The sequence below is a fragment of the Streptomyces sp. ID05-39B genome (assembly GCF_033794725.1).
GTDB lineage: Bacteria > Actinomycetota > Actinomycetes > Streptomycetales > Streptomycetaceae > Streptomyces > Streptomyces bobili.
In genome coordinates, this window is record NZ_JARGEF010000077.1 from 12,199 (window position 1) to 32,586 (window position 20,388).

Below are 20,388 nucleotides of genomic sequence, written 5' to 3' on the forward strand. Positions count from 1 at the left end.
GGTGGGGACCTCTTGACGGGGTGGTCGGTCCGACGGCAGGCTGAGCGCGCCGATCACCGAGGGGAGGGGCGTGATGACGGGTCCGGTACTGGCCGTCGACCAGGGAACGTCCGGCACCAAGGCCCTGGTGGTCTGCCCCGAACGGGGCGTCCTGGGCACCGGTTTCGCGGCCGTGCGCCCCCGCCCCCTGCCCGGCGGCCTCGTCGAGGCGGACCCGGCCGAGCTGTACGCCTCGGTGCTGGACGCGGGCCGGCGCGCGCTGGCCGAGGCCGGCGAACCCGTCGTGGCGCTGGGCCTCGCCAACCAGGGCGAGACCGTCCTCGCCTGGGACCCGGTGACCGGCCGGCCGCTCACCGACGCCCTCGTCTGGCAGGACCGCCGTGCCGACACCGTCTGCGACGAACTAGCCGCACACGCGGACGAGTTGCGCGAGCTGACCGGCCTGCCCGTCGACCCGTACTTCGCGGCTCCCAAAATGGCCTGGATCCGCCGTCACCTCACCGCCGAGGGGGTCGTCACCACCAGTGACGCCTGGCTCGCCCACCGCCTCACCGGCGCCTACGTCACCGACGCGGCGACCGCCGGCCGCACCCAGCTCCTCGACCTCGACCGGGTCACCTGGTCACCGCGCGCCCTGGACCTCTACGGCCTGTCGGGGGAACGGCTCCCCGAGATCGTCGACAACGCCCAACCGGTGGGAACGACAGGCGTCTTCGGCTACGACATCCCGCTCACCGGCCTCGCCGTCGACCAGCAGGCCGCCCTGCTCGCCCAGCGCGTCACCGCACCCGGCACCGCCAAGTGCACCTACGGCACAGGCGCGTTCCTCCTCGCCCCGACCGGCACCACCCCCCGGCGCTCCACCTCCGGACTGGTCGGCTGCGTCGCCTGGCGGCTCGCCGGACGCGCCGAGTACTGCCTCGACGGGCAGGTGTACACCGCCGCCTCCGCCGTACGCTGGCTCGCCGACCTCGGCGTCATCACGGGCGCCGCCGACCTCGACACCGTCGGCGCGGCCGTCCCCGACAGCGGCGGCGTCACCTTCGTCCCGGCCCTCGCGGGACTCGCCGCCCCCTGGTGGCGCGGCGACCTGCGCGGCTCCCTCACCGGGCTCGGCCTGGACACCACCCCGGGCCACCTGGTGCGCGCCCTGTGCGAGGGCCTGGCCGCGCAGGTGGTGGAGCTGGCCGAGGCCGCGGCGGCCGACCTCGCAACGCCCGTGACCCTGCTGCGCGTCGACGGCGGCCTGACCCGCTCGACCCTCCTCATGCAGACCCAGGCCGACCTGCTGCAGCGCCCGGTCGAGGTGTCCGCCCTGCCCGACGCGACCGCCCTCGGCGTGGGCGCCCTGGCCCGCCTCGGCGCCGCCCCCGGCACGACCCTGGCCGAAGCGCTCCCCGAGGGAAAGCCGTCGGCGGTGTACGAGCCACGCGTCTCGGCCGACGAGGCGGCGGACCGCCTGGGCCGCTTCCGCGCCGCGGTGACCGCCCTGCTGGACGGCGCCCCGGCATGACGGTGACCACCGAGGGCCCGCTGCCGGCGGACCCGTACGACGTGGTGATCGTGGGCGCCGGTGTCGTCGGCTGCGCCATCGCCCGCGAACTGGCCCGCCGCCCCCGTCTGAGGGTCGCCCTGGTGGAGGCTCAGGACGACATCGGCCAGGGCACCTCGAAGGCCAACACCGCGATCCTGCACACCGGTTTCGACGCGGTGCCCGGATCCCTGGAGGCGCGGCTCGTCCGCGAGGGCGCCCGCCTGCTCACCGCGTACGCCGCCGAGTCCGGCATCCCCCTCGACCCGGTCGGCGCGCTCCTCGTGGCGTGGGACGAGGAACAGCTCGCCGCCCTGCCCCGCCTCGCGGAAAAGGCCGAACGCAACGAGTACCGGGACGCCCGCCTCCTGGGTCCCGCCGAACTCCACGAGCGGGAACCGCACTTGGGGCCCGGCGCCCTCGGCGCCCTGCACGTGCCCGGCGAGAGCGTCATCTGCCCGTGGACGACCCCGCTGGCGTACGCCACCCAGGCCGTCCGCCACGGAGTGGACCTCCATCTCAACTGCCGTGTGGAGCAGGCCGGCCGGCAGGACGGCACACACACGCTCGGCACCGGACGGGGCGTCCTGCGCGCCCGCCGCCTCGTCAACGCGGCGGGACTGCACGCCGACACCCTCGACCGCCGCCTCGGCCACGACGACTTCACCGTCACCCCGCGCCGCGGCCAGCTCATCGTCTTCGACACCCTCGCCCGCGACCTCGTCCGTCACATCCTGCTGCCCGTCCCCACCGCCCTCGGCAAGGGCGTCCTCGTCGCCCCCACCGTGTACGGCAACGTCCTCCTCGGCCCCACCGCCGAGGACCTCGACGACAGACGGGCCACCCAATCCACCGCCGAGGGACTCGCCGCCCTGCGCGCCCAGGGCGCCCGCATCCTGCCCGACCTCCTCGACGAGGAGGTCACCGCCGTCTACGCCGGCCTGCGCGCCGCCACCGAGCACGAGGACTACCGCATCACCGCCCACCCCGAGGACGGATCCGTCACCGTCGGCTCCATCCGCTCCACCGGCCTCACCGCGTCCCTCGCCATCGCCGCGCACGTCACCGGCCTGCTGGCAGACGCGACCGGCCTCGCCCTCGGCCCCGCCCGCGCTCTGGAACCGGTGCGCGTGCGCGACCCCCGCCCGAGCGCCGACCGCATCGCGGCAGATCCCCGGTACGGCATGCTCGTCTGCCACTGCGAACACGTCTCCCGCGGCGACATCCTCGACGCCCTCGCCGGCCCGATCCCGCCCCGCACGCTCGACGGACTGCGCCGCCGCACCCGCGCCCGCGCGGGCCGCTGCCAGGGCACCTACTGCGGGCCCGCGGTCCGGGCCCTCCTGGCGCAGGCACCCGCCCCGCCGGTCCTTCTGGGGAAGGCGACGCGGGCATGACGGCCGTACGCGAGGTCGACGTCCTGATCGTCGGGGCGGGCCCCGCCGGGCTCGCGGCAGCCGCCCGCCTCGCCGCGGCAGGCGCGGGCCGCGTCGAGGTACTGGACCGGGAACCGGAGCCCGGCGGAGTTCCCCGCCACTGCGCGCACGGCGGCTACGGCACCCTCCTGCACCCCCTGACCGGCCCGGCGTACGCCCGCCTCCTGCTCACCGCGGCCGGCCGGGCCGGCGCCACCGTCCGTCCCGGCGTCACCGCCCTGGACTGGGCCGGCGCCCTGTCCCTGCACACCGTGAGCCCCGACGGCCCCGAGACGATCACCGCCCGCGCGGTCGTCCTCGCCACCGGCGCCCGTGAACGCCCTCGTGCGGCCCGCCTGGTGCCCGGCACCCGCCCGGCGGGGGTCCACACCACGGGCGAACTCCAGCGGGCCGTCCACGTCCACGGGCAGCACATCGGCACGCGGGCGGTGGTCGTCGGCGCCGAGGACGTCTCCTACCGGGCGGCCGACACCGTACGGGCCGCGGGCGCCGCCGTCGTCGCGATGGTCACGGAGCACGCCCGAGCGCAGACCGCTCCCGCACGCGCCGCCGACCACCGGCTGCGCCACGGCGTGCCGCTCCTCACCCGCGCCGCTGTCACCGAACTCCTCGGCCACGGACGCCTGTCGGGCGTACGCGTCCGGCACCAGGACGGCCGCACGGCCGTACTGCCCTGCGACACCGTCGTGTTCACCGGCGACTTCGTCCCCGACGGCGAACTGGCCCGCCGCGCACGCCTGGTACTCGACCCCGGCACCCGCGGCCCCGCCGTCGACGGCGCGCTGCGCACCTCCCGTCCGGGCGTCTTCGCCGTCGGCGGTCTGGCGCACCCCGCGGAGAGCGCGGCGACCGCGACCCGCGACGGCGTCCACGCGGCCGGCGCCGTCCTGGCCCACCTCCAGGGCGCCGGACTCCCGCCCGGCGTCCCCCTGTCGGTGGCCCCGCCCCTGAGCTGGATCGCCCCGAACCGCGTCACGCCGTCCGACCGCCTCCCGTACATCCTGCGCACCTCCACGGAACTCACCCGCCCGGTCCTGTACGTCATCCAGAACGGCCGGGTCCTGCACCGCGAGCGGCTGCGCGGCGCGCGGCCGAACCGCACCCTGCGCCTGCCGGCCGACTGGACCCACCGGGTCGACCCCGGCGCCGGGCCGGTGTCGGTCAAGGTGAGCTGATCAGCCGGGGACGCCCGCCCGGTCCAGCAGCGCCGTCATCTCGGCGACCGGCAGCAGCGGGTTGGCGGCGGCGGCGAATCCCACCTCGGGGTCGTCCAGCAGCTCGACGATCCGATTCACCGACAGCCTGTGGTCGAAGGCCGCCGCCAGGCGGACGAACCCGTCCGGGTCCCGGCTCAGCCGCTCCACCAGCTCGGGCGTCGCGGCGGGGTCGCGCAGGGTGAGCGCGCGCTCGCGCGGATCCGCCGCGTCGGCGAACCGCTCCGCGAGCCCTGCCGAGGGGAACCCGGGCCGCGCGGTCAGCATGCCGACGGCCCGGTGCGTTCCGTGCAGATACAGGTCGAGCAACAGCTCAGGCGGCGCCTTCGGATGGCGCTCGGCCAGCAGCAGCCGTACGGCGACGTCCTCGTCGCCCGCGAGGAGTTCGACGCAGTCGTCCGGCAGCTCGGCGCACACCGCGGCACTGCGGCGCAGCCAGGTGTGGGCCGAACGGGCGCACCGGCGCAGCAACTCCGCGTCCGCACGGCCACGCCACACCCACACCAGCGGCTCCAGCCGGTCCTCCTCCGTCACCTTCCAGCCGACCGCCGCGCGCTGCTCCTCCGTGAGTTCGGGGCGGGCGGACACCGCGAGGCGCACGGCAGGATCCTCGTGCCCGGCCAGCGTGGCCGCGAGGTCTGCGGGGAACGTGGGGTTGCCCACGAGCCGCGCCAGACGCGTCCCGTCGGTGTCCAGGTACTCGGCGAGCAGGCGTTCGGCGAGGCCGCGCTCCAGCCGGCCGCGGGCGAGGACCTCCCACAGCGAGAAGAGGCCGGCGCGCGTCTCGACCAGCCAGGCGGTGCGCTCCTCGTCGTCCGCCATGACATGCAGCGCCGCCGCCGTGCGCACCTCGGGGTCCGGATCGTCGAGCAGGGCCCCGCGTACCTCCGGCGCCAGTTCCTCCCAGACCCTGCGGCAGGCCGCGCGGCGGAAAAACGGGTCCTCGTGGGTGGCGAGCGGCAGCAGGACGTGGGCGGGCGTGGAGGGCGCGTTCGCCATCTCGTACCGGACGTTGGCGTCGTCGTGGGCCAGCAACCGCGCGTAGGCGTGGTCGGGGAGGGGCGGCGCGGCCGTGCCGTACGGTTGCGGGCCGCAGGCGACGAGGACGGCGTCCGAGGCCGGACCGTCCAGGAGACGGGCCCGCAGCGCGGGATCGGCTCCGGCGCTCTCCGCCAGCGCGCCCCGCACCCGCCGTTCGGGATGCGTCAGGAGAACCTTGGCCACCTCGTCGGGCAGCGACGCCCGATGGGTCAGCCGGGTCACCGTGGACCACCCGTGGTCGAACTTCAGCAGCCGCAGGAGGACGGAGGCGGGAGCGGCGGTGTTGCTCGCCAGGCCGGGTACCGCGTCGAGTGCCGTCATGGAAATCGGTTCCCCCGTTGTTGCCGTCGGCCTGTGGGGACAGTGTCCCTGAGGGTGACGGGGTGACGGGGTGACGGGGTGACGGGCGACGGGGCGAAGCGTCACCGGGAGGGCCGTCCGTCAGATCACCTTCCCCGCACGAGCACGCCCAGCGTCACCGCCCCGGTGCTCTTCGCGAGGAGGTACAGCGCGAGGGCCGCCGAGGAGCGGGCCGGCGGCATCCCGCACACGGTCAGGGAGCGGAGATTCACGGCGCTCGCGCCGAGGCCCCTCGGCAGCAGCCGGCCGGCGGCGCCCGCCGCGAACTGGGTGGCGAGCAGCCGCAGCCGGGGCAGCCGTTCGACGACCGCTCCCCTGCCGGGTGATGGCGGCCGCGACCCAAGTCAGACAGTCACCCCGGCCGCGGCCACCAGCCACGGCCACCGGGCGGTCCGCAACTGCCCGAAGCCTTCCGCGAGAACCGGCCAGTTGCGGACCGCGACGACGCCCACGAGGACGAGCGGCAGCAGGCACGGCACCCGGCGGACCGGGAAGCGCCGCAGGAGCCCGGTCCTGGGCAAAGGGCCCTGAGAGGGCGGTCCTTGGGGAAGAGGATCTCGGGGGAGGGGAACGGCGGTCACACCCGTTGAGCTTCTCCGGCTCACGCCAACGCCGGCTGGCCGCAGCGCGGACGGTGGCCGGGAAGCGCACATCGTCATGTTGACCTCAACCTTGGTCCAGGTCCTACCGTCCTCTGTATGAGTATGGAGACCACGGCCTGGACGCAGCTGTACAGCGTCATGAACGCCCGGCACGAACGCCGCCCCTTCCACCGCGCGACGCTGCGCCGCATCGGCGGCTTCGCCCGCCCGCACCGCCGCCGTATCGCCGCCTTCGTCCTGATCGGAGTGGTGACCGCGCTGCTGGCGGTGGCCACCCCCGTCCTCGCGGGCAAGGTCGTCAACACCATCGTGTCGGCGGACGGCGAGTCCGCGACCGTGGTCCGGCTGGCGCTGCTCATCGCGCTGATCGCCGTACTGGAGGCGGCGTTCGGCATCCTGGGCCGCAGGCTCTCGGCGACGCTGGGGGAGGGGCTCATCCTCGACCTGCGCACCACGGTGTTCGACCACGTGCAGCGCATGCCGGTCGCGTTCTTCACCCGCACCCGCACCGGCGCGCTCGTCTCCCGGCTCAACAACGACGTGATCGGCGCCCAGCGCGCCTTCAGCAACACCCTCTCCGGCGTCGTCAGCAACCTGGTCACGCTGGTCCTCACCCTCGCCGTCATGCTCACCCTGTCCTGGCAGATCACCCTCCTCGCTCTCGTCCTGCTGCCCGTGTTCGTCGTGCCCGCCCGGCGCATGGGCCGCCGCATGGCCCAGATGCAGCGCGAGGCCGCCACCCTGAACGCGGTCATGGGCACCCGCATGACGGAACGCTTCTCCGCACCCGGCGCCACCCTCATCAAACTGTTCGGCCGCCCCGAACAGGAGTCCGCCGAGTTCGCCGCGCGCGCCGCCCAGGTACGCGACATCGGCGTGCGCACCGCCACCGCCCAGTCGGTGTTCATCACCGCCCTCACCCTGGTCTCGGCCCTCGCCCTCGCCCTCGTCTACGGCCTCGGCGGCCGGCTCGCCCTGGGCGGCACCCTCGACCCGGGCGCCGTCGTCGCCCTCGCCCTGCTCCTGACCCGCCTCTACGCCCCCCTCACCGCGCTCGCCGGAGCACGCGTCGAGGTGATGAGCGCGCTGGTCAGCTTCGAGCGCGTCTTCGAGGTGCTCGACCTCGAGCCGCTCATCAAGGACAGGCCCGACGCCCGCGAGGTGCCCGAGGGCCCGGTCTCCGTCGAGTTCGACGACGTCCGCTTCGGCTATCCGTCCGCCGACAAGGTCTCCCTCGCCTCCCTGGAGGAGGTCGCCGCCCTCGACACCCGCGACGGCGCCGAGGTCCTGCACGGCGTCTCCTTCCGCGCCGAACCCGGCCAGACCGTCGCCCTCGTCGGCTCCTCCGGCGCCGGCAAGTCGACCATCGCCCAACTCCTGCCCCGCCTCTACGACGTCGACGAGGGCGCCGTCCGCATCGGCGGCATCGACGTCCGCGACCTGAGCGCCCCTTCCCTGCGGGCCACGCTCGGCATGGTCACCCAGGACGGCCACCTCTTCCACGACACCGTCCGCGCCAACCTCCTCCTCGCGCGTCCCGAGGCGAGCGAGGACGAACTCTGGGACGCCCTGCGCCGCTCCCGCCTCGACGACCTGGTCCGCTCCCTGCCCGACGGCCTGGACACGGTGGTCGGCGAACGCGGTTACCGCCTGTCCGGCGGCGAACGCCAGCGCATGACCATCGCCCGCCTGCTGCTGGCCCGCCAGCGCATCGTCATCCTCGACGAGGCCACCGCCCACCTCGACAACACCTCCGAGGCGGCCGTCCAGGAGGCGCTCACCGAGGCACTCCAGGGCCGTACCGCCGTGGTCATCGCGCACCGCCTGTCCACCGTGCGGGCCGCCGACCTGATCCTCGTCGTGGAAGCCGGCCGGATCGTTGAACGCGGCACGCACGAGGGCCTGCTGGCGGCGGACGGCCGCTACGCGGAGCTGTACCGCACCCAGTTCGAGAAGCCTGGCAGCCGGGTGCCGACGGCGGTGTGACCGGGGAGCGCACCCGGCGAGTCCGCTCGGCGGACCTGCGGGTCCGTTCTGTTGGGCTGCGGGTCTGCGCTGCGGGTCTGCGGGTCCGCGGACGCCGATTGGCAGATTCGGGACGGAGATCTGCCGCTTCTGCGGCGTGTCTCCGTCCCGAATCTGCCAATTGCCCGGCCTGACGGGAGCGGTATCCGAAGGGTGGCGGGGTGCCGGATCGGTCAGCCTCCGCTCCGGGCCGTCATGCTCAGCCCGTTCGCGGCGACCACGGCGCCGATGCCCGCCCACTCCGTCCACGCCAGGCCCTGCCCGAGCCCGATCAGGCCGACGAGGGCGGCGAGGACCGGGTTGACGCTCATGAACAGACCGAACGCCTGGGCCGGCACCCGACGCAGCGTGAACAGGTCGGCCAGGTACGGCACGGCGGAGGAGAGCACCCCGGCGGCCACCGCGCAGCCGACGGCCGCGAGTGTCGGCGGATGCCGCGCGACGACCACCAGGCCGACCGGCAGGAACATCAGGGCGGACACCCCGGCGGCCGTCGCGGCCCCCTGCGCGCCGGGGAGCCGGCGGCCGACGGCGCGGTTGAGCAGGATGTACGACGCCCAGCAGGCGGCTGCCAGCAGCGCCAGCCCCATCCCCACGTAGTCGGCGGAGGGCCGTGGCCGCATCAGCGTGACGACACCCGCCGCGGCGATCACCGCACAGCAGGCGTCCACCCGGTTGCGGGTCGCAGCCAGGGCGACGGTGAGCGGACCGAGGAACTCCAGCGTCACCGCCAGTCCGAGCCCGATGCGGTCGATGGCGCTGTACAGGGACAGGTTCATCGTCGCGAACACCCCTGCCAGCAGCAGCACCGGCCACCACTGCCCCCAGGTGAAGCCCAGCGGACGCGGCCGGCCGACGGCCAGCAGCACGACGGCGGCGACGTACTGACGCACCGCGACCACCCCCACCGGCCCCAGCACCGGAAAGGCCAGAGACCCCACGGCGGCCCCGACCTGGTTCGACAGCCCACTGCCCGCCATCGTCACCACACCACCGAGCCGTCGCGCGCCGGGCCGTCGCGCGCCGGGCCGAGAACCGGCGGACACGTCACCCGGTACGGATTCGACTGTCATGGGCAGATGGTGACCGGGCCACCCGCATGCCCAAAATGCGTAGGTGCTCTCACCTATACGCTGAGGTAATGGATGCGGACGTGAGCCGTGAGGGTGTGGAGCTGGAGCTACGGCAGTTGCGCTGCCTGGTGGCGATCGTCGACGAGGGCAGCTTCACCGACGCCGCCATCGCCCTCGGCGTCTCCCAGGCGGCCGTCTCCCGCAACCTGGCCTCCCTCGAACGAGCCCTGGGCGTACGGTTGTTGCGGCGGACCTCCCGCCAGGTGGCACCGACCGCGACCGGCCTGCGCGTGCTGACCCAGGCCCGCCGGGTGCTCGCGGAGGTGGACGACCTGGTCCGCACGGCGACCTCGGGCCACAGCAGCCTGCGCATCGGCTACGCGTGGTCCGCGCTCGGCCGCCATACCTCCGCCTTCCAGCGCCGCTGGTCCCAGGCCCACCCCGAAACGGACCTGCACCTGGTCCGCGTCAACTCCGCCACCGCCGGCCTGGCCGAGGGCGCCTGCGACCTCGCGGTCCTGAGGCGGCCCCTGGAGGACCGGCGCTTCGACTCCGCCATCATCGGCCTGGAACGGCGACTGTGCGCCCTGGCCGCCGACGACCCCCTGGCCACACGCCGCTCGGTCCGCCTCGCCGACCTCGGCGGACGAACCTTCCTCATCGACCGGCGCACCGGAACGACGACCACCGACCTGTGGCCCCCGGACTCCCGCCCCGCCACCGAGGAGACCCACGACGTCGACGACTGGCTCACCGTGATCTCCAGCGGCCGCTGCGCCGGCATGACCGCGGAGTCCACCGCCCACCAGTACCCCCGCCCCGGAGTCGTCTACCGCCCGGTCCGAGACGCCGAACCGGTAGCCGTCCGCCTCACCTGGTGGCGAGACGACCCCCACCCGTCGACCCAGCCGGCGATCGAACTCCTGACAGCGCTGTACCGCAGGGACTGAGGCCGGGGCCTTCTCGGTTTCCTGGCGCCGCAAACGGCCCGCCCCGTCGCTCCGGACGGGCCGCAGCAGACGCCGCCCGTCAGTCCTCCAGGCGGACCGGCATCAGGATCGAGAAGGCGCCCTCTTCGTCGGGGCGGCGGATCGCGATCGGGGCGGTGGGGGCGTCGAGTTCCAGGATCAGCCGGGCGCGGGCTCCGGCGGTCAGGGCGTCCAGCAGGAAGTCGCGGTTGACGGCCACGCGGTCCGGGCTCTCGTCGCCGTCCGCGCAGAGCGTCACCGTGCCGTCGTCCGCCACCCTGAGCACGCTGAGGTCCGCTCCACCGGCCTCGGCGGCGCGGACGGGGCCGGTCTCCAGCGTCTGCCGGAAGGCCGCCACCTCGACCGGGGCACGACGCCCGCCGGGCAGGGGGAGGAGGCGGCGGTACTCGGGGAAGTCGTGGTCGAGGCACTGACCGGCCACCTGCCGGTCCGCGGCCTCCAGCGTCACACGGTCTCCGTCGACGGACAGGCGTACGGGGCCCTCGCCGTTCAGGAGTGCCCGCATCGCGTCCGTGAGCGGGCTGGGCACGATGACCCGCACGGGGCTCCCGTCGTGACCGGTGACGCCGGCCCGTGCGACAGCCAGGCGGTAGCGGTCGGTAGCGACGACGTGGAGCCCGTCGGGCTCGATGTCGAAGAGGACCCCGCCGAGCATCGGCAACTCCGGATCGGCGGACGCCGCGAAGCGGACGGCGTCCAGCGCGGCGGCCAGTTCGGGCGCGGCGACGGACAGCCGGACGGTGGTGGTGCGGGTCGAGGTCATGAGGTTCTCCCTGCGATCGAGTAGTGCTCGGAGCGTGGAGAACTCGCCGCGGGCCTCGGACAGCCCTTGTTCGAGCCGGCGCAGATGTGACTCGAGCAGCCGGCGGACGAGGCCGGTGTCGGTGCCGGACCAGCCGGCCAGCACCAGCCGGATGTCCGCCAACGGCATCCCGGCCCGCCGCAGGCGCGCCAGCAGCCGGGCCTCGTCGAGCTGTTCGGGCCCGTACCAGCGGTAGCCGCTCACCGGGTCCACCCACGCGGGCACGAGTACACCGGCCCGGTCGTAGAACCTCAGGGCACTCACACCCAGGCCGCTGTCCCGGGCCATCTCACCGATGCTGCGCATCTCGCTCTCCACACCGGGGACTCTGACCCCTCGACCAGGTCGAGGGTCAACCCGGCACCGCGAGGCCGCACCCCGGCCGGTCGAACCCCGTCGGCCTACTTGCGGGCACCCCCGCGTACGAGGGAAGGAGTTCACCCTTCTCGTACGCGGTTGCGTCGGGGCACCAGTTCGTGACGAAGTCGATCCCCGGCTCCAGGAGATCCAGACCGGAGAAGAACCGGGCGAACCCCGCCCGCGCCCAGGAGCGGCCCCAGAGGTCCACGCCGTCGCATACGGTCAGCACGTGAGATCGTCGGTGAGCCCCGGTTCGGTCGCGCCCGTGGAGAGCAGGATCTGCTTGACCTTCCCGGTGCAGGCGCCCACCGCCCCGTCGCCGGTCGTGCCGTCCGAGTAGTAGATGGCGTGTGCCCATGGTTCGGCGTCCCTCTTGACCTCGGCGACCACGCTCTGCAGACGCTCCGTACGGAAGTTGACGTTCAGGCAGCCGCCCTCCAGATACGACCAGTCGGGGTTGATCCCCTCGGTCTCCTCGTCCGCCGAGGCGTCGGACGGCTGTCTTGATGGCGCCGAGCTCGCTCATCAGCCGGTCACGAAGAGTCCCGGAGTCAGAACGGCCCGTGGGCCGAGCGTGCGCAAACGGTGGCCCGTAGGCAGCGGCAACTGTAGGTCATGGCGTATCAGCGGGGAAGTAGGTCCCATTCGGGGATGTTCCGGCCGTAGTGGCGGGCACTCGTGCACGACGTCGCGACTCCAAGGACGTGATGCGAGTGGTCCCGGCAGTCGTGTGGTCACGTTCACCGCCGGGACACCGGCCCGCCGGGTCGGTCGGCGGCAGACCTGACAAGCTTCTCGGCCTCGCCGCGGAGGCTCTTGATTCCCTCCAACGCGGTTGCACGCTCAGCGCTGATCTCCGCACCCTGCTTCGTGAGACCGCTGAGCGACTGTTCCACTTCGGCGATCCACTCGCTGAGGTACTGCTCACCGGCGTCAAGGAGACTGGTCCGCTGTCCGTGTGCTGCTTCGTCGAAGTGATCCCTGATCGTCTTCCGGTTCTCGTTGATCGCCTTCCACTTGCCCTGGTCCTGCGCGACGCTCTTCAAGTCCATCAACGGGCCCATGACCAGCAGCGCCCACTGCACCGTGCCGGCCGCGACGGCGACCTTGCCGGCCGCCTTGCCCTTGCCCCACGGCTTGAACTTGCCCACCCCGTTGGTGATCTTTCCCCCGGCGTCGAGCACCTTCTGGCCCACTCGGTTCTTGTTGAGCCAGTTCGCGACGTCGGCGGCCGCGCTTCCCTGCTCGCTACCGCCGTTCGCCACCTTCTGGATCCACTCGTGCATCCTTCTGGCGCCCGCCTTCGCGGCCTTCTCCGCGGCTTCCCTCACCGCACGTGCGAACGGTGGCTCGTCGTCCGGGGGCGCGTCGATCGGCGTCTCGGGCGAGTCGAGGTCGTTCACCCAGGCTTCAGGCTCAGGCACACCGGTTCCGTACTCGGCGACCAGCGCGTCGAAAGCCGTCCTCACCGATGAGGAGAACGCGGCGTCGAACTCGGTGTTCGAGTCCACCAGTTCCTCGCTGACGGCACGTGCGAGGTCGACGGGGACGACACCGTCCTTCTCCGAGACGCCGGCGGCGGCTCTGCCTCCCGCCGTTCTGATCTTGGAAGCGACGACCTCGCTCTCCCTCTCCAGGGCGCCCAGCACACCCGTCTTCGCCCGGGTGATCGACTCCTCGACCTTCTTCGCGGTCGCCGCGGCGCCGAGCTCCTCGCCGTCCAGCACCCACTTCTGTTCGGCGTCCGCCAGAACACGCAGGAGTTCGAATGCCTGCGCCTGGGGACGGACGCCGCTGACACCTGGTGCGACGATTCTCCGCAACGCGGCTGTCAGAGCGTCGATTCCGCTCTCCGCCCGAAGCAACTCGCGCTGAGCGACCGTGAGATCGGGGTCATTGGCGGCGTCGACGTAGTCGCGCGCGTCGGTCGGGACGATCGGGACGCGGTCGGCAAAGGGACCGAGTCGCTGGCGAATCTCCCCGAGGATGATGTCGCGATCACTGTTCTCGGCGTTCATCTTGTTGACGACGACCACGCTTCGGTCAGCGAACCCGTCGGTATCGAGGGCCTGCAGAATCGCCTTCGTCTCCGCTTCGCCGGGTAGTTCGCTCGTTGTCACGATCATCAGCGCGTCCGCACCCCGCACGCCGCGCCGCGCCGCACGGGAATGTCGGTCGTTGCCTGAAAGCGTTCCGGGCAGGTCGACGAGCGTCACGTCGTTCCACGGGTACGGCGTCGGCTCGTGCGTCTTGGGCGCCGCGTCGACGAGTTCATCGACAGCGGTCGGCGGGAGCCGGAGCAGCGCCGCGATGAGCATCGACTTCCCCGCACTGTACGGACCCAGGAGCGCGATCCGCAGCGGGCTCGTGTCCGCACAGGGCAGGCTCGCTGTGAGGCCCCGAGTACGAGGGTGAGCGTTCAGGGCATTCTCAGCCCGTGCGATCAGGGCGGGTAGGAGGACCTTCGGACCTCCGTCGCTCTCCGACGCATCCACCGGATCGACGTCAGTCATCTGCCTTCCCTTCGCTCGCTCCGCGAGTGCCGAGGCTCCCGGATTCCGAACAGATCTCGATGCGCTCGGTGAGGACATCCACGAACTGGTCCTGTAGACACGCCCGCACTTCCGCGACGCGCGACCCATCGGTCCAGACGCGAAGCTCGACGCCCGGCGTACGGTGTGCCCGACGGATCGCCTCCGGGTCCCCGCCCGCAAGGGCCAGGAGTCGGCGCACCAGGACGAGGTCGATGGCATCCAGGGCGGACCGCACCGACGACCGCAGACGACGGACACGCTCGAACCGTTTCCGGGTGCTCCTGATGTCCGCGCACTGCGCTTCGAACTGGGCGTCGACCTGAGCCGTCGCGGCATGGACGATTCGAGTCACCTGTGCTTCGACCGTGTCGAAAAGCTCATCGAGCCTGGCTTCGGCCGCGGCTGTGGTCTCGCCGGTCCACCTGTCCTTGGCCTGTCGCAGGCGATCAACCTCACTGCTCACCGCTTTCGCCGCTCCGGCCAGGGGGTCCAGCGCGTAGCTCACCGCCACCACAGCAGGGTTGGCCGTACCGGCACCCGCAGCGAGCCTCTTCGCGATCCCATGGGCAGCGAAGGAATTCAGGAGGGCTGTCGCCGCCCCCTTGGCAGCGGCCGCGCTCAGGCCCCCGACCGTCGCGTCGGGACGCGGTCGCACCGGCAGGTGCGGGTCGTCCTGCCGCTCCGCGGTACTTGGCTGCGCGCGCAGAACCCGCTCCCGTTTCCGCATCTCCTCCTCGAGCTCGTCCCCGAGACCCGAGACAAGTCCCTCCAACTCCAGACCGGTGATGAAGTCGCCCCATCGCCGCGTGTGATCCACGCCGTCCAGGTGCCGGACCACATCCGGCAACCGCTCCCTGGCATGGTGACGCTTGGCCTCGAGGCGGTCGCGAGTCCTGTGACCCGCGATCCGGAAGGCATCGAGCAGCGCTGCCCGTTGACTCGGCGCCGAGCGTTCGAGTTCGCCGAGCGCGAGACCGATCCGAGGGAGGTCCTCGACCGCCCGGTCGTGGAACGCGGCGAGCGGCGCCCGCACCCCTTCGGCCAGCCGAACGGCACGAAGTGGAATCGCGCGCTCGGCCAGGAGTTGGGCGAGGGACTGCTCCAGGTCGGGCAACCTGCTCGACCGAAGGGCCCTGTCTCCCAGCTCGCGATCCCCCGTGGACAAGGCTTCGTGCGCGGCGCCGGAGTGGACGGCGAGCACGACGGGCGGTGCGACGGCGACCGCTGCGCAGACCTGCTCGATCCGGACGGCGTGACCTGGCGCCGACGCGAACGCTCTCTCCGGGCGTTGGGCGAAGAGCTGAAGGCGGTCCGGTGTGTCGACTCGCTCCTTCACGTTGACGACAGCAAGCAGAGGCTTTCCCGAGAGGAGGAGCCGTTGGAGTTCGGACGACTCCTCGTCGCGCAGCGTGTCGGCGTAATTCCATATGACGACGTCGGCGATGTCGCACGCGGCCCGAGCGTGTTGCGCGTCGAGGTCGTCGTCCTTCGCGGCGACACCGGGCGTGTCGAGGTAGGTCACGGAGCCGAGATCGAACGCGGAGGTCTTCCGCGTGGTGCGGTGCGCACCTCGCCCGATCCCGGTTCGGTCCGCGTCACGGGTGAGGGCTTTGCGAAGAGTGGTCTTGCCGGACTTGGTTCTTCCGGCGATGGCCACGAGAAGCCTGCCTCTCACCGCGGGCATGGACCGCACGGCATCGCGCAGTTCGCGTTCGAGCGCTCCGATGTGACTGATGGCCCCGACGAGGTCCTCGCTCTCGATCACGTGCGCGGAGTACGACGTTGGCTGAAGGCGCGCCTCGACCTCGGCCCGGAGCCTGGACTGGATATCGCGGCAGGCCGATCGGCTCGCGTCCACCGCCCCGGACGGGTGTACGAAACGGTCGGCCAGGAGTTGAAGGGCCTCGCGGAGAACCGGTTCGGTTCGCCGCACGTCCATGGCCGCTGCCACGCGGTCGAACAACTCGACGTTCTTCGTGTACCAGGACTCAAACGCTCGCAGCTCGCTGCCGGCGGCCCGAGAGGCGAGCGCCGGTAGACCCGCCACGAGCCGTGCGGCCGAACTCGTGGCAGGCGCGGCCAGGGACGCGGTCGTGTTCAGGGGCGTCGTCGCGGGCCCGTGCTCGATCACCGCCCGCGCGCTGTCGTCCGCGAGCATGTCCAGAGCGCGCCCTGAAACGGCGCCGGTGTCGCGAGCCCTGATCGCCCACACCAGGGCATCACACCGATCCGATGCGAATTCCGACCGTCCGACCGGCCCGAGCCAGCGCCACCACTCCGGTCGCACGGACAGGACCGCCTCGTACGACCGCTGCGCGGCGACGAGGTCCCGCACCTTCTCGAGCCGCGTCACCAGGTCCCGGTTCTGCAGATCCCGAGCCGCCGAGACACTGTGCTTGAGCACGAGCTCACGCGCGTCTGCCGCCTGCCGGGTTCTTCGGCGACGGCTCAGGTCGGTCAGCGCGCCTTCGATGTCGATGTCGAGGATCGAACGCCAGATCTCCCTGGGCCATTCCTGCTCCGCACGACGACACGGCTCAAGGGCTTCAGGCAGTAGTCGTTCCGCGATCGCCACCGCCGCGAGGTCCGCCCGCAGCGCTTCCACCGGCACACCGTCAAGCGCCCGGAGCTGCGACCGCACTCCTTCGAGCCGCGTCAACTCCCGGAGGAGTCCGGCACCGTCGGGCGTCAGAGTGCGGCCCCGAACCGCTGCCAGGCGGACCAGTTCCTGCTCCTCGACGCACGCTGCCACGGCTTCGGACACCCACCGAAGGGTGCTCCCGGACGGTGGCGGACCGGCACACCCGCACGCTTGGGCAACCGCGTCCACGTCCTTTGCGAGCCGCTGGAGCGCGGCCGGCCCGGCCGTGGCGTCCACACCCAAGGGCTCGAGCAGCAGAGCCAACATCTCGCCTCTGACACTCGTCCTGTCATTCACCGCCGTGTCATTCACCGCTGCTCCTCGTGCGGGCGGTGGTACCTGAACCCGGGGAGCGGCGGGGGCTCGGGGGAGTCAAGGCCCCGGGCCGCTGAGGAACCTCCGCTCGTGCGATCCGGTGGCGAGGCGGTACGCAGGTGCGGGGTGCGCGATCCCACCCACGTTGCGACAAGGTCACCCCGAGTACTCGTTCCGCGGCAGGGGCGGTCGGGTCATGGGCCTCGAACGAAGGCCGCACCGACGGGACTGCTGACCCGCCCGCGCCGTACGGCGGTCGACGGCGCCGTACCGGAACACCTGTTCCTGGAGCGCATCGGCGCGCTGGGGCTCGGCGAGGTCGAGCGGGAGCGGCTTGGAGGGGAGCTGGCACGACGGAGTCTGCCCGTCCTGGGGGCGGTGGTGCATGCAGACGGTGACGGCCCGAATGCGAGAAAGGTTGCATGGATTCGTGAAGAAATCGTGTGTGATTCTGTCTTCCCCTCCGGCGGCGTGGTTCGGGCGCCGCTGAGCCGGTACGCCGTCCGGCGGGTACGTGACCGCGCGCACTGGAGTGCGCGGCACGGCTGCCCGGACCCGGTACGCGAGACGCGGCGGCGGCCCTGCGATCCGGGACGCGGGCACAGCGCACCGCCAGCCGGTCGGCCGCACGGCGGCGCGGCCGACCGGCTGATCCCTCTGGCGCAGAGGCATCCGCGGCAGGACATCGACGTGATCATGAACTCCACGTACCAGGTGCCGGCAACCGGGCACGACGTGAACTCCGTCTGGCATACGAAGGAGAGGCCGAGCCACCCCCGTGCGCCCCGGTGGGACCCGGTGACGTGCGGCGCGGCCGACCCCTCCGCCGCGAGGCCGGCCCGCCGACGGGTCACCGGTGGGCCGTGGGCGTTGTCGGGGCCGGGAACCGCGTGGTCGCACGTGCGGACGCGTCAGGACCGACAGGCCGGAGCGAGCCCTCATGGGTGCCGCGGGCAGGTGATGTGGAAGACGTGTGTGCGGCTGGCGACGTGTGATCTTCGTACATTCCGTGCGTGTTAGCCTGCCCGCGGTCACGATCGGATGCGTATGGGGGAGACACGGTGGGCTACGACGGCTACCAGGTCAAGGCGGGTATGACCGGACAGGCCCAGCAACTCGACGACGCCGGCACGGACATGGACGGTGTCAGCTCGGCCGTCAAGTCCCGCACGAGTTACTCGTACGCCGAAGTCGGTGGCGAGGACGCCGCATCCGCGCTGAACGCGTTCGTCAAGGCCTGGGAGGCGGAGGCCAAGACCCTGGCGTCGGCGTTGCACGAGCTGGGCGGCAAGGTGCAGTTGGCCAAGAAGACCTACCAGGGCACCGACGGCCTGGTGGAGACGCGTGTGTCCGGCGTCTCCGTCGGCGGCACGAGCGGCCTCACCGACACCTCGGCCCAGGGCGGACGCGTCTCGGCCTTGTCGAGCTACTGAGGAACGGCCGGTGTCGTTCTTCTCCTCGCCCTTCGACTCCCCTTCCTTCCGCCTCACATGGCTCGCCGGGCTGTCCAAGAAGATGCTCGGTGCCGGAAGCAAGAACGAGCTTCTCGATCTGATCGACAACGCCCTCTCGGTGCCCGAACCAGGCGGCGACCAGGCCCAGTTGGAGGGCCTGGCCAGGCTGTACCGCGGGCAGGTCGACCAGGTCGGCAGCGTCTTCGACCAGGTCGACCGGGTGGGCCGCAAGGGTCTTCCGCAGGTGTGGGTCGGTGACACCGGCGTCCTCGCCTCCGACGTGGTGAACGCGGCAGGCCGTTCCGTGACCCAGATGAGCGAGGCATTCCTGGGTGGCGCGTCGGTGCTGCTCACGCTGGCCGACGCGATCGGCGCCGCGCAGCGCAAGGACGAGCAGGGCCGCGGACAACTGCTGGAGCAGAAGAAGATGCTCGGCGGGAGGGACGGCTTCTTCGACGACCTGCGCGAGAACAGCGAGGAGGAGTGGGACCGCAAGAACGCCGCCCACTTCGGCTCCTACGCCGTCGACCTGATGCACGAGGCCGTCTCCGACGCGCGGGAGGCCACCCGCGTCGCGGCCCGTGACCTGAACAAATGGGCCGCCGAGGCTCGGGCCGGGAAGATGGAGACCAGCGAACTCACCGCCGTCGACAAGCTGATGCTCGCCGACACCGGTGTCGCGGGCGCCGACGCCGAGCTGAACGAGATTCTCACGGCCGGCGACCTGGCGCGAGCGTCGACGCGTATGGACCTGCTGAGCCTCGACGACGAGATGGCCATGGAGCGGATGCTGGCGAAGTCGGACAGCCCGCAGGAGCGTGCCTACCTGATGAAGGCCCTGGCCGCCGGACACAGTGTCGCCGAGATCGAGACGTTCCAGGGCAAGATCCACGGCAAGGACCCCGACTGGCTGCGCCGGCACCTCACTCCGGTGGTGACCGCCGCCGACAGCATGAACGACGAGGGCCTGGCGTCGAACGGCTCGAACAACAACACCGACTACGTCACCTTCGACGGCCAGCGGTGGGTGCAGGGCGGCGACGGCTCCGAGGGCACGTGCGTGGCCTCCTCCACCGTCACGTCCCGCGCCATGGTCGACCCCCTCTACGCGCTCGACCTCACCGGCGGCCCCGACGGGCAGCAGGACGACGCCGACGCCTTCAAGCAGCGGCTGGTGGCCGAACAGCACCGGCTGCACACCGAAGGCGAAGGCGGCGAGAACTGGGGCGGCATGGGCCCCGAGGGGCAGGAACGGATCAACGACACCGCCGTCGGCAGTGCCACCGGCCGTGACTACGAGCGCCAGGACCTCAACAGCGACGCCGACCGCAGGGCGGTCCTCACCGAGGTCGAGAAGTCGGTGGCGCAAGGCCATCCGGTGCCGGTCGACGTCTCGGGCAAGGAGGGCGCCCACGCCATGACGATCATCGCCCAGGAGGGTGACATGCTCCAGGTGTACAACCCCTGGGGCTCGACCACCTGGGTCAGCGAGGACGACTTCATCAACGGCCACATGGGCAAGGCTTCCAACAGTGAACTCCCCAATGCGTACAGCGTCTATCTTCCGCGGTAGCAGGGCCGGTGCGGCGCTCGCGGCAGCCGCGCTCCTCGCTCTCGCCACGGGCTGCGGCTCGGGCGCCGACGAACAGGCCGACGGCTCCACGAGCACCGCCGACCGTCCGGTGAACGACACCAGCACCACCAGCCACCCGGTGAACGACACCAGCATCACCGCCGAGCCGGGCGAGCGCTTCACGCTCACCGTCGACGAGAACGCCTCCACCCGCGAGTACTGGTACCTGGTCGACCCCGAGCCCGACAGCTCGGTGCTGGTCAGCCGCGGCCAGAACCACGCGTCCGACGCCGGCGACGAACCGGCGCCAGGTGCCGGCCGCAAACTCACCTTCACCTTCGAGGCCAAGGGCCGGGGAACCACCCGGTTCACGCTGCTGCACTGCACGTTCACGACCTGCGAGGGCAACAACTCCACCCTGCCCCCGCGGACGACCGG

15 protein-coding genes and 1 pseudogene are annotated in these 20,388 nt (G+C 72.2%); 8 read left to right on the top strand and 8 right to left on the bottom strand.

The annotated features are described in order from the left end of the window. The first annotated feature begins 73 nt into the window (after positions 1-73). From P1P75_RS18650 to P1P75_RS18660, 3 genes are read left to right on the top strand one after another with little or no spacing between them, the layout of a single operon-like run. A complete protein-coding gene (locus tag P1P75_RS18650) occupies positions 74-1,513 on the top strand; it encodes an FGGY family carbohydrate kinase (RefSeq protein ID WP_319256686.1) in 1,440 nt (479 codons plus the stop codon). Then, entirely contained in the window at positions 1,510-2,928 is a 1,419-nt protein-coding gene (locus P1P75_RS18655; protein WP_319256688.1) for an NAD(P)/FAD-dependent oxidoreductase, read from the top strand. The genes P1P75_RS18650 and P1P75_RS18655 overlap by 4 nt, the downstream gene beginning before the upstream one ends. After that, on the top strand, positions 2,925-4,142 hold the full coding sequence (locus tag P1P75_RS18660; protein ID WP_319256690.1) for an FAD-dependent oxidoreductase: 1,218 nt from the start codon (positions 2,925-2,927) through the stop codon (positions 4,140-4,142). Before P1P75_RS18655 ends, P1P75_RS18660 begins: the two co-directional genes overlap by 4 nt. Here the strand turns inward: P1P75_RS18660 and P1P75_RS18665 are convergent, their stop codons facing one another. Beyond that, positions 4,143-5,543, bottom strand: a complete 1,401-nt coding sequence (locus tag P1P75_RS18665) for a hypothetical protein (RefSeq protein WP_319256693.1) — start codon at positions 5,541-5,543, stop codon at positions 4,143-4,145. It abuts the gene before it with no gap. 137 nt (positions 5,544-5,680) lie between these two features. Beyond that, positions 5,681-6,052: pseudogene (locus tag P1P75_RS18670) on the bottom strand (TIGR00374 family protein); the annotation flags it as partial. A gap of 234 nt (positions 6,053-6,286) precedes the next feature. On the opposite strand from P1P75_RS18670, the gene P1P75_RS18675 reads away from it, so the two are divergent. After that, complete coding sequence (locus tag P1P75_RS18675) at positions 6,287-8,170, top strand: ABC transporter ATP-binding protein (protein ID WP_319256713.1); 1,884 nt, start codon at positions 6,287-6,289, stop codon at positions 8,168-8,170. A gap of 212 nt (positions 8,171-8,382) precedes the next feature. Here P1P75_RS18675 and P1P75_RS18680 read toward each other — a convergent pair whose 3' ends face one another. Next, positions 8,383-9,282 (bottom strand): EamA family transporter, encoded by a 900-nt coding sequence (locus P1P75_RS18680; RefSeq protein ID WP_319256695.1) that lies wholly within the window; start codon positions 9,280-9,282, stop codon positions 8,383-8,385. Positions 9,283-9,377: 95 nt separating this feature from the next. On the opposite strand from P1P75_RS18680, the gene P1P75_RS18685 reads away from it, so the two are divergent. Then, positions 9,378-10,232, top strand: a complete 855-nt coding sequence (locus P1P75_RS18685; protein WP_319256715.1) for a LysR family transcriptional regulator — start codon at positions 9,378-9,380, stop codon at positions 10,230-10,232. A 79-nt stretch (positions 10,233-10,311) separates the two neighbouring features. Here P1P75_RS18685 and P1P75_RS18690 read toward each other — a convergent pair whose 3' ends face one another. The 5 genes from P1P75_RS18690 to P1P75_RS18710 all read right to left on the bottom strand — a co-directional run bounded on the left by P1P75_RS18690 (position 10,312) and on the right by P1P75_RS18710 (position 16,920). Further along, on the bottom strand, positions 10,312-11,379 hold the full coding sequence (locus P1P75_RS18690; RefSeq protein ID WP_319256697.1) for a MerR family transcriptional regulator: 1,068 nt from the start codon (positions 11,377-11,379) through the stop codon (positions 10,312-10,314). A gap of 46 nt (positions 11,380-11,425) precedes the next feature. Next, on the bottom strand, positions 11,426-11,662 hold the full coding sequence (locus P1P75_RS18695; RefSeq protein WP_319256698.1) for an SAM-dependent methyltransferase: 237 nt from the start codon (positions 11,660-11,662) through the stop codon (positions 11,426-11,428). Next, entirely contained in the window at positions 11,656-11,823 is a 168-nt protein-coding gene (locus tag P1P75_RS18700) for a hypothetical protein (protein WP_319256700.1), read from the bottom strand. The genes P1P75_RS18695 and P1P75_RS18700 overlap by 7 nt, the downstream gene beginning before the upstream one ends. Before the next feature lie 350 nt (positions 11,824-12,173). Further along, positions 12,174-13,946, bottom strand: a complete 1,773-nt coding sequence (locus P1P75_RS18705) for a GTPase (RefSeq protein WP_319256702.1) — start codon at positions 13,944-13,946, stop codon at positions 12,174-12,176. Continuing rightward, positions 13,939-16,920 (bottom strand): GTPase, encoded by a 2,982-nt coding sequence (locus P1P75_RS18710; protein ID WP_319256704.1) that lies wholly within the window; start codon positions 16,918-16,920, stop codon positions 13,939-13,941. Before P1P75_RS18710 ends, P1P75_RS18705 begins: the two co-directional genes overlap by 8 nt. A 1,064-nt stretch (positions 16,921-17,984) precedes the next feature. Between P1P75_RS18710 and P1P75_RS18715 the strand changes: the two genes are divergently transcribed. The 3 genes from P1P75_RS18715 to P1P75_RS18725 form a co-directional block, all read left to right on the top strand. Beyond that, on the top strand, positions 17,985-18,356 hold the full coding sequence (locus P1P75_RS18715) for a hypothetical protein (RefSeq protein ID WP_319256706.1): 372 nt from the start codon (positions 17,985-17,987) through the stop codon (positions 18,354-18,356). A 10-nt stretch (positions 18,357-18,366) separates the two neighbouring features. Then, positions 18,367-19,950 carry a peptidoglycan-binding protein gene (locus tag P1P75_RS18720; RefSeq protein WP_319256708.1) on the top strand — a complete coding sequence of 528 codons (1,584 nt, stop codon included), beginning with the start codon at positions 18,367-18,369 and terminating at the stop codon, positions 19,948-19,950. Continuing rightward, the coding region (locus tag P1P75_RS18725) for a protease inhibitor I42 family protein (RefSeq protein WP_319256710.1) at positions 19,922-20,388 on the top strand (467 nt) is incomplete at its 3' end. The genes P1P75_RS18720 and P1P75_RS18725, both read left to right, overlap by 29 nt.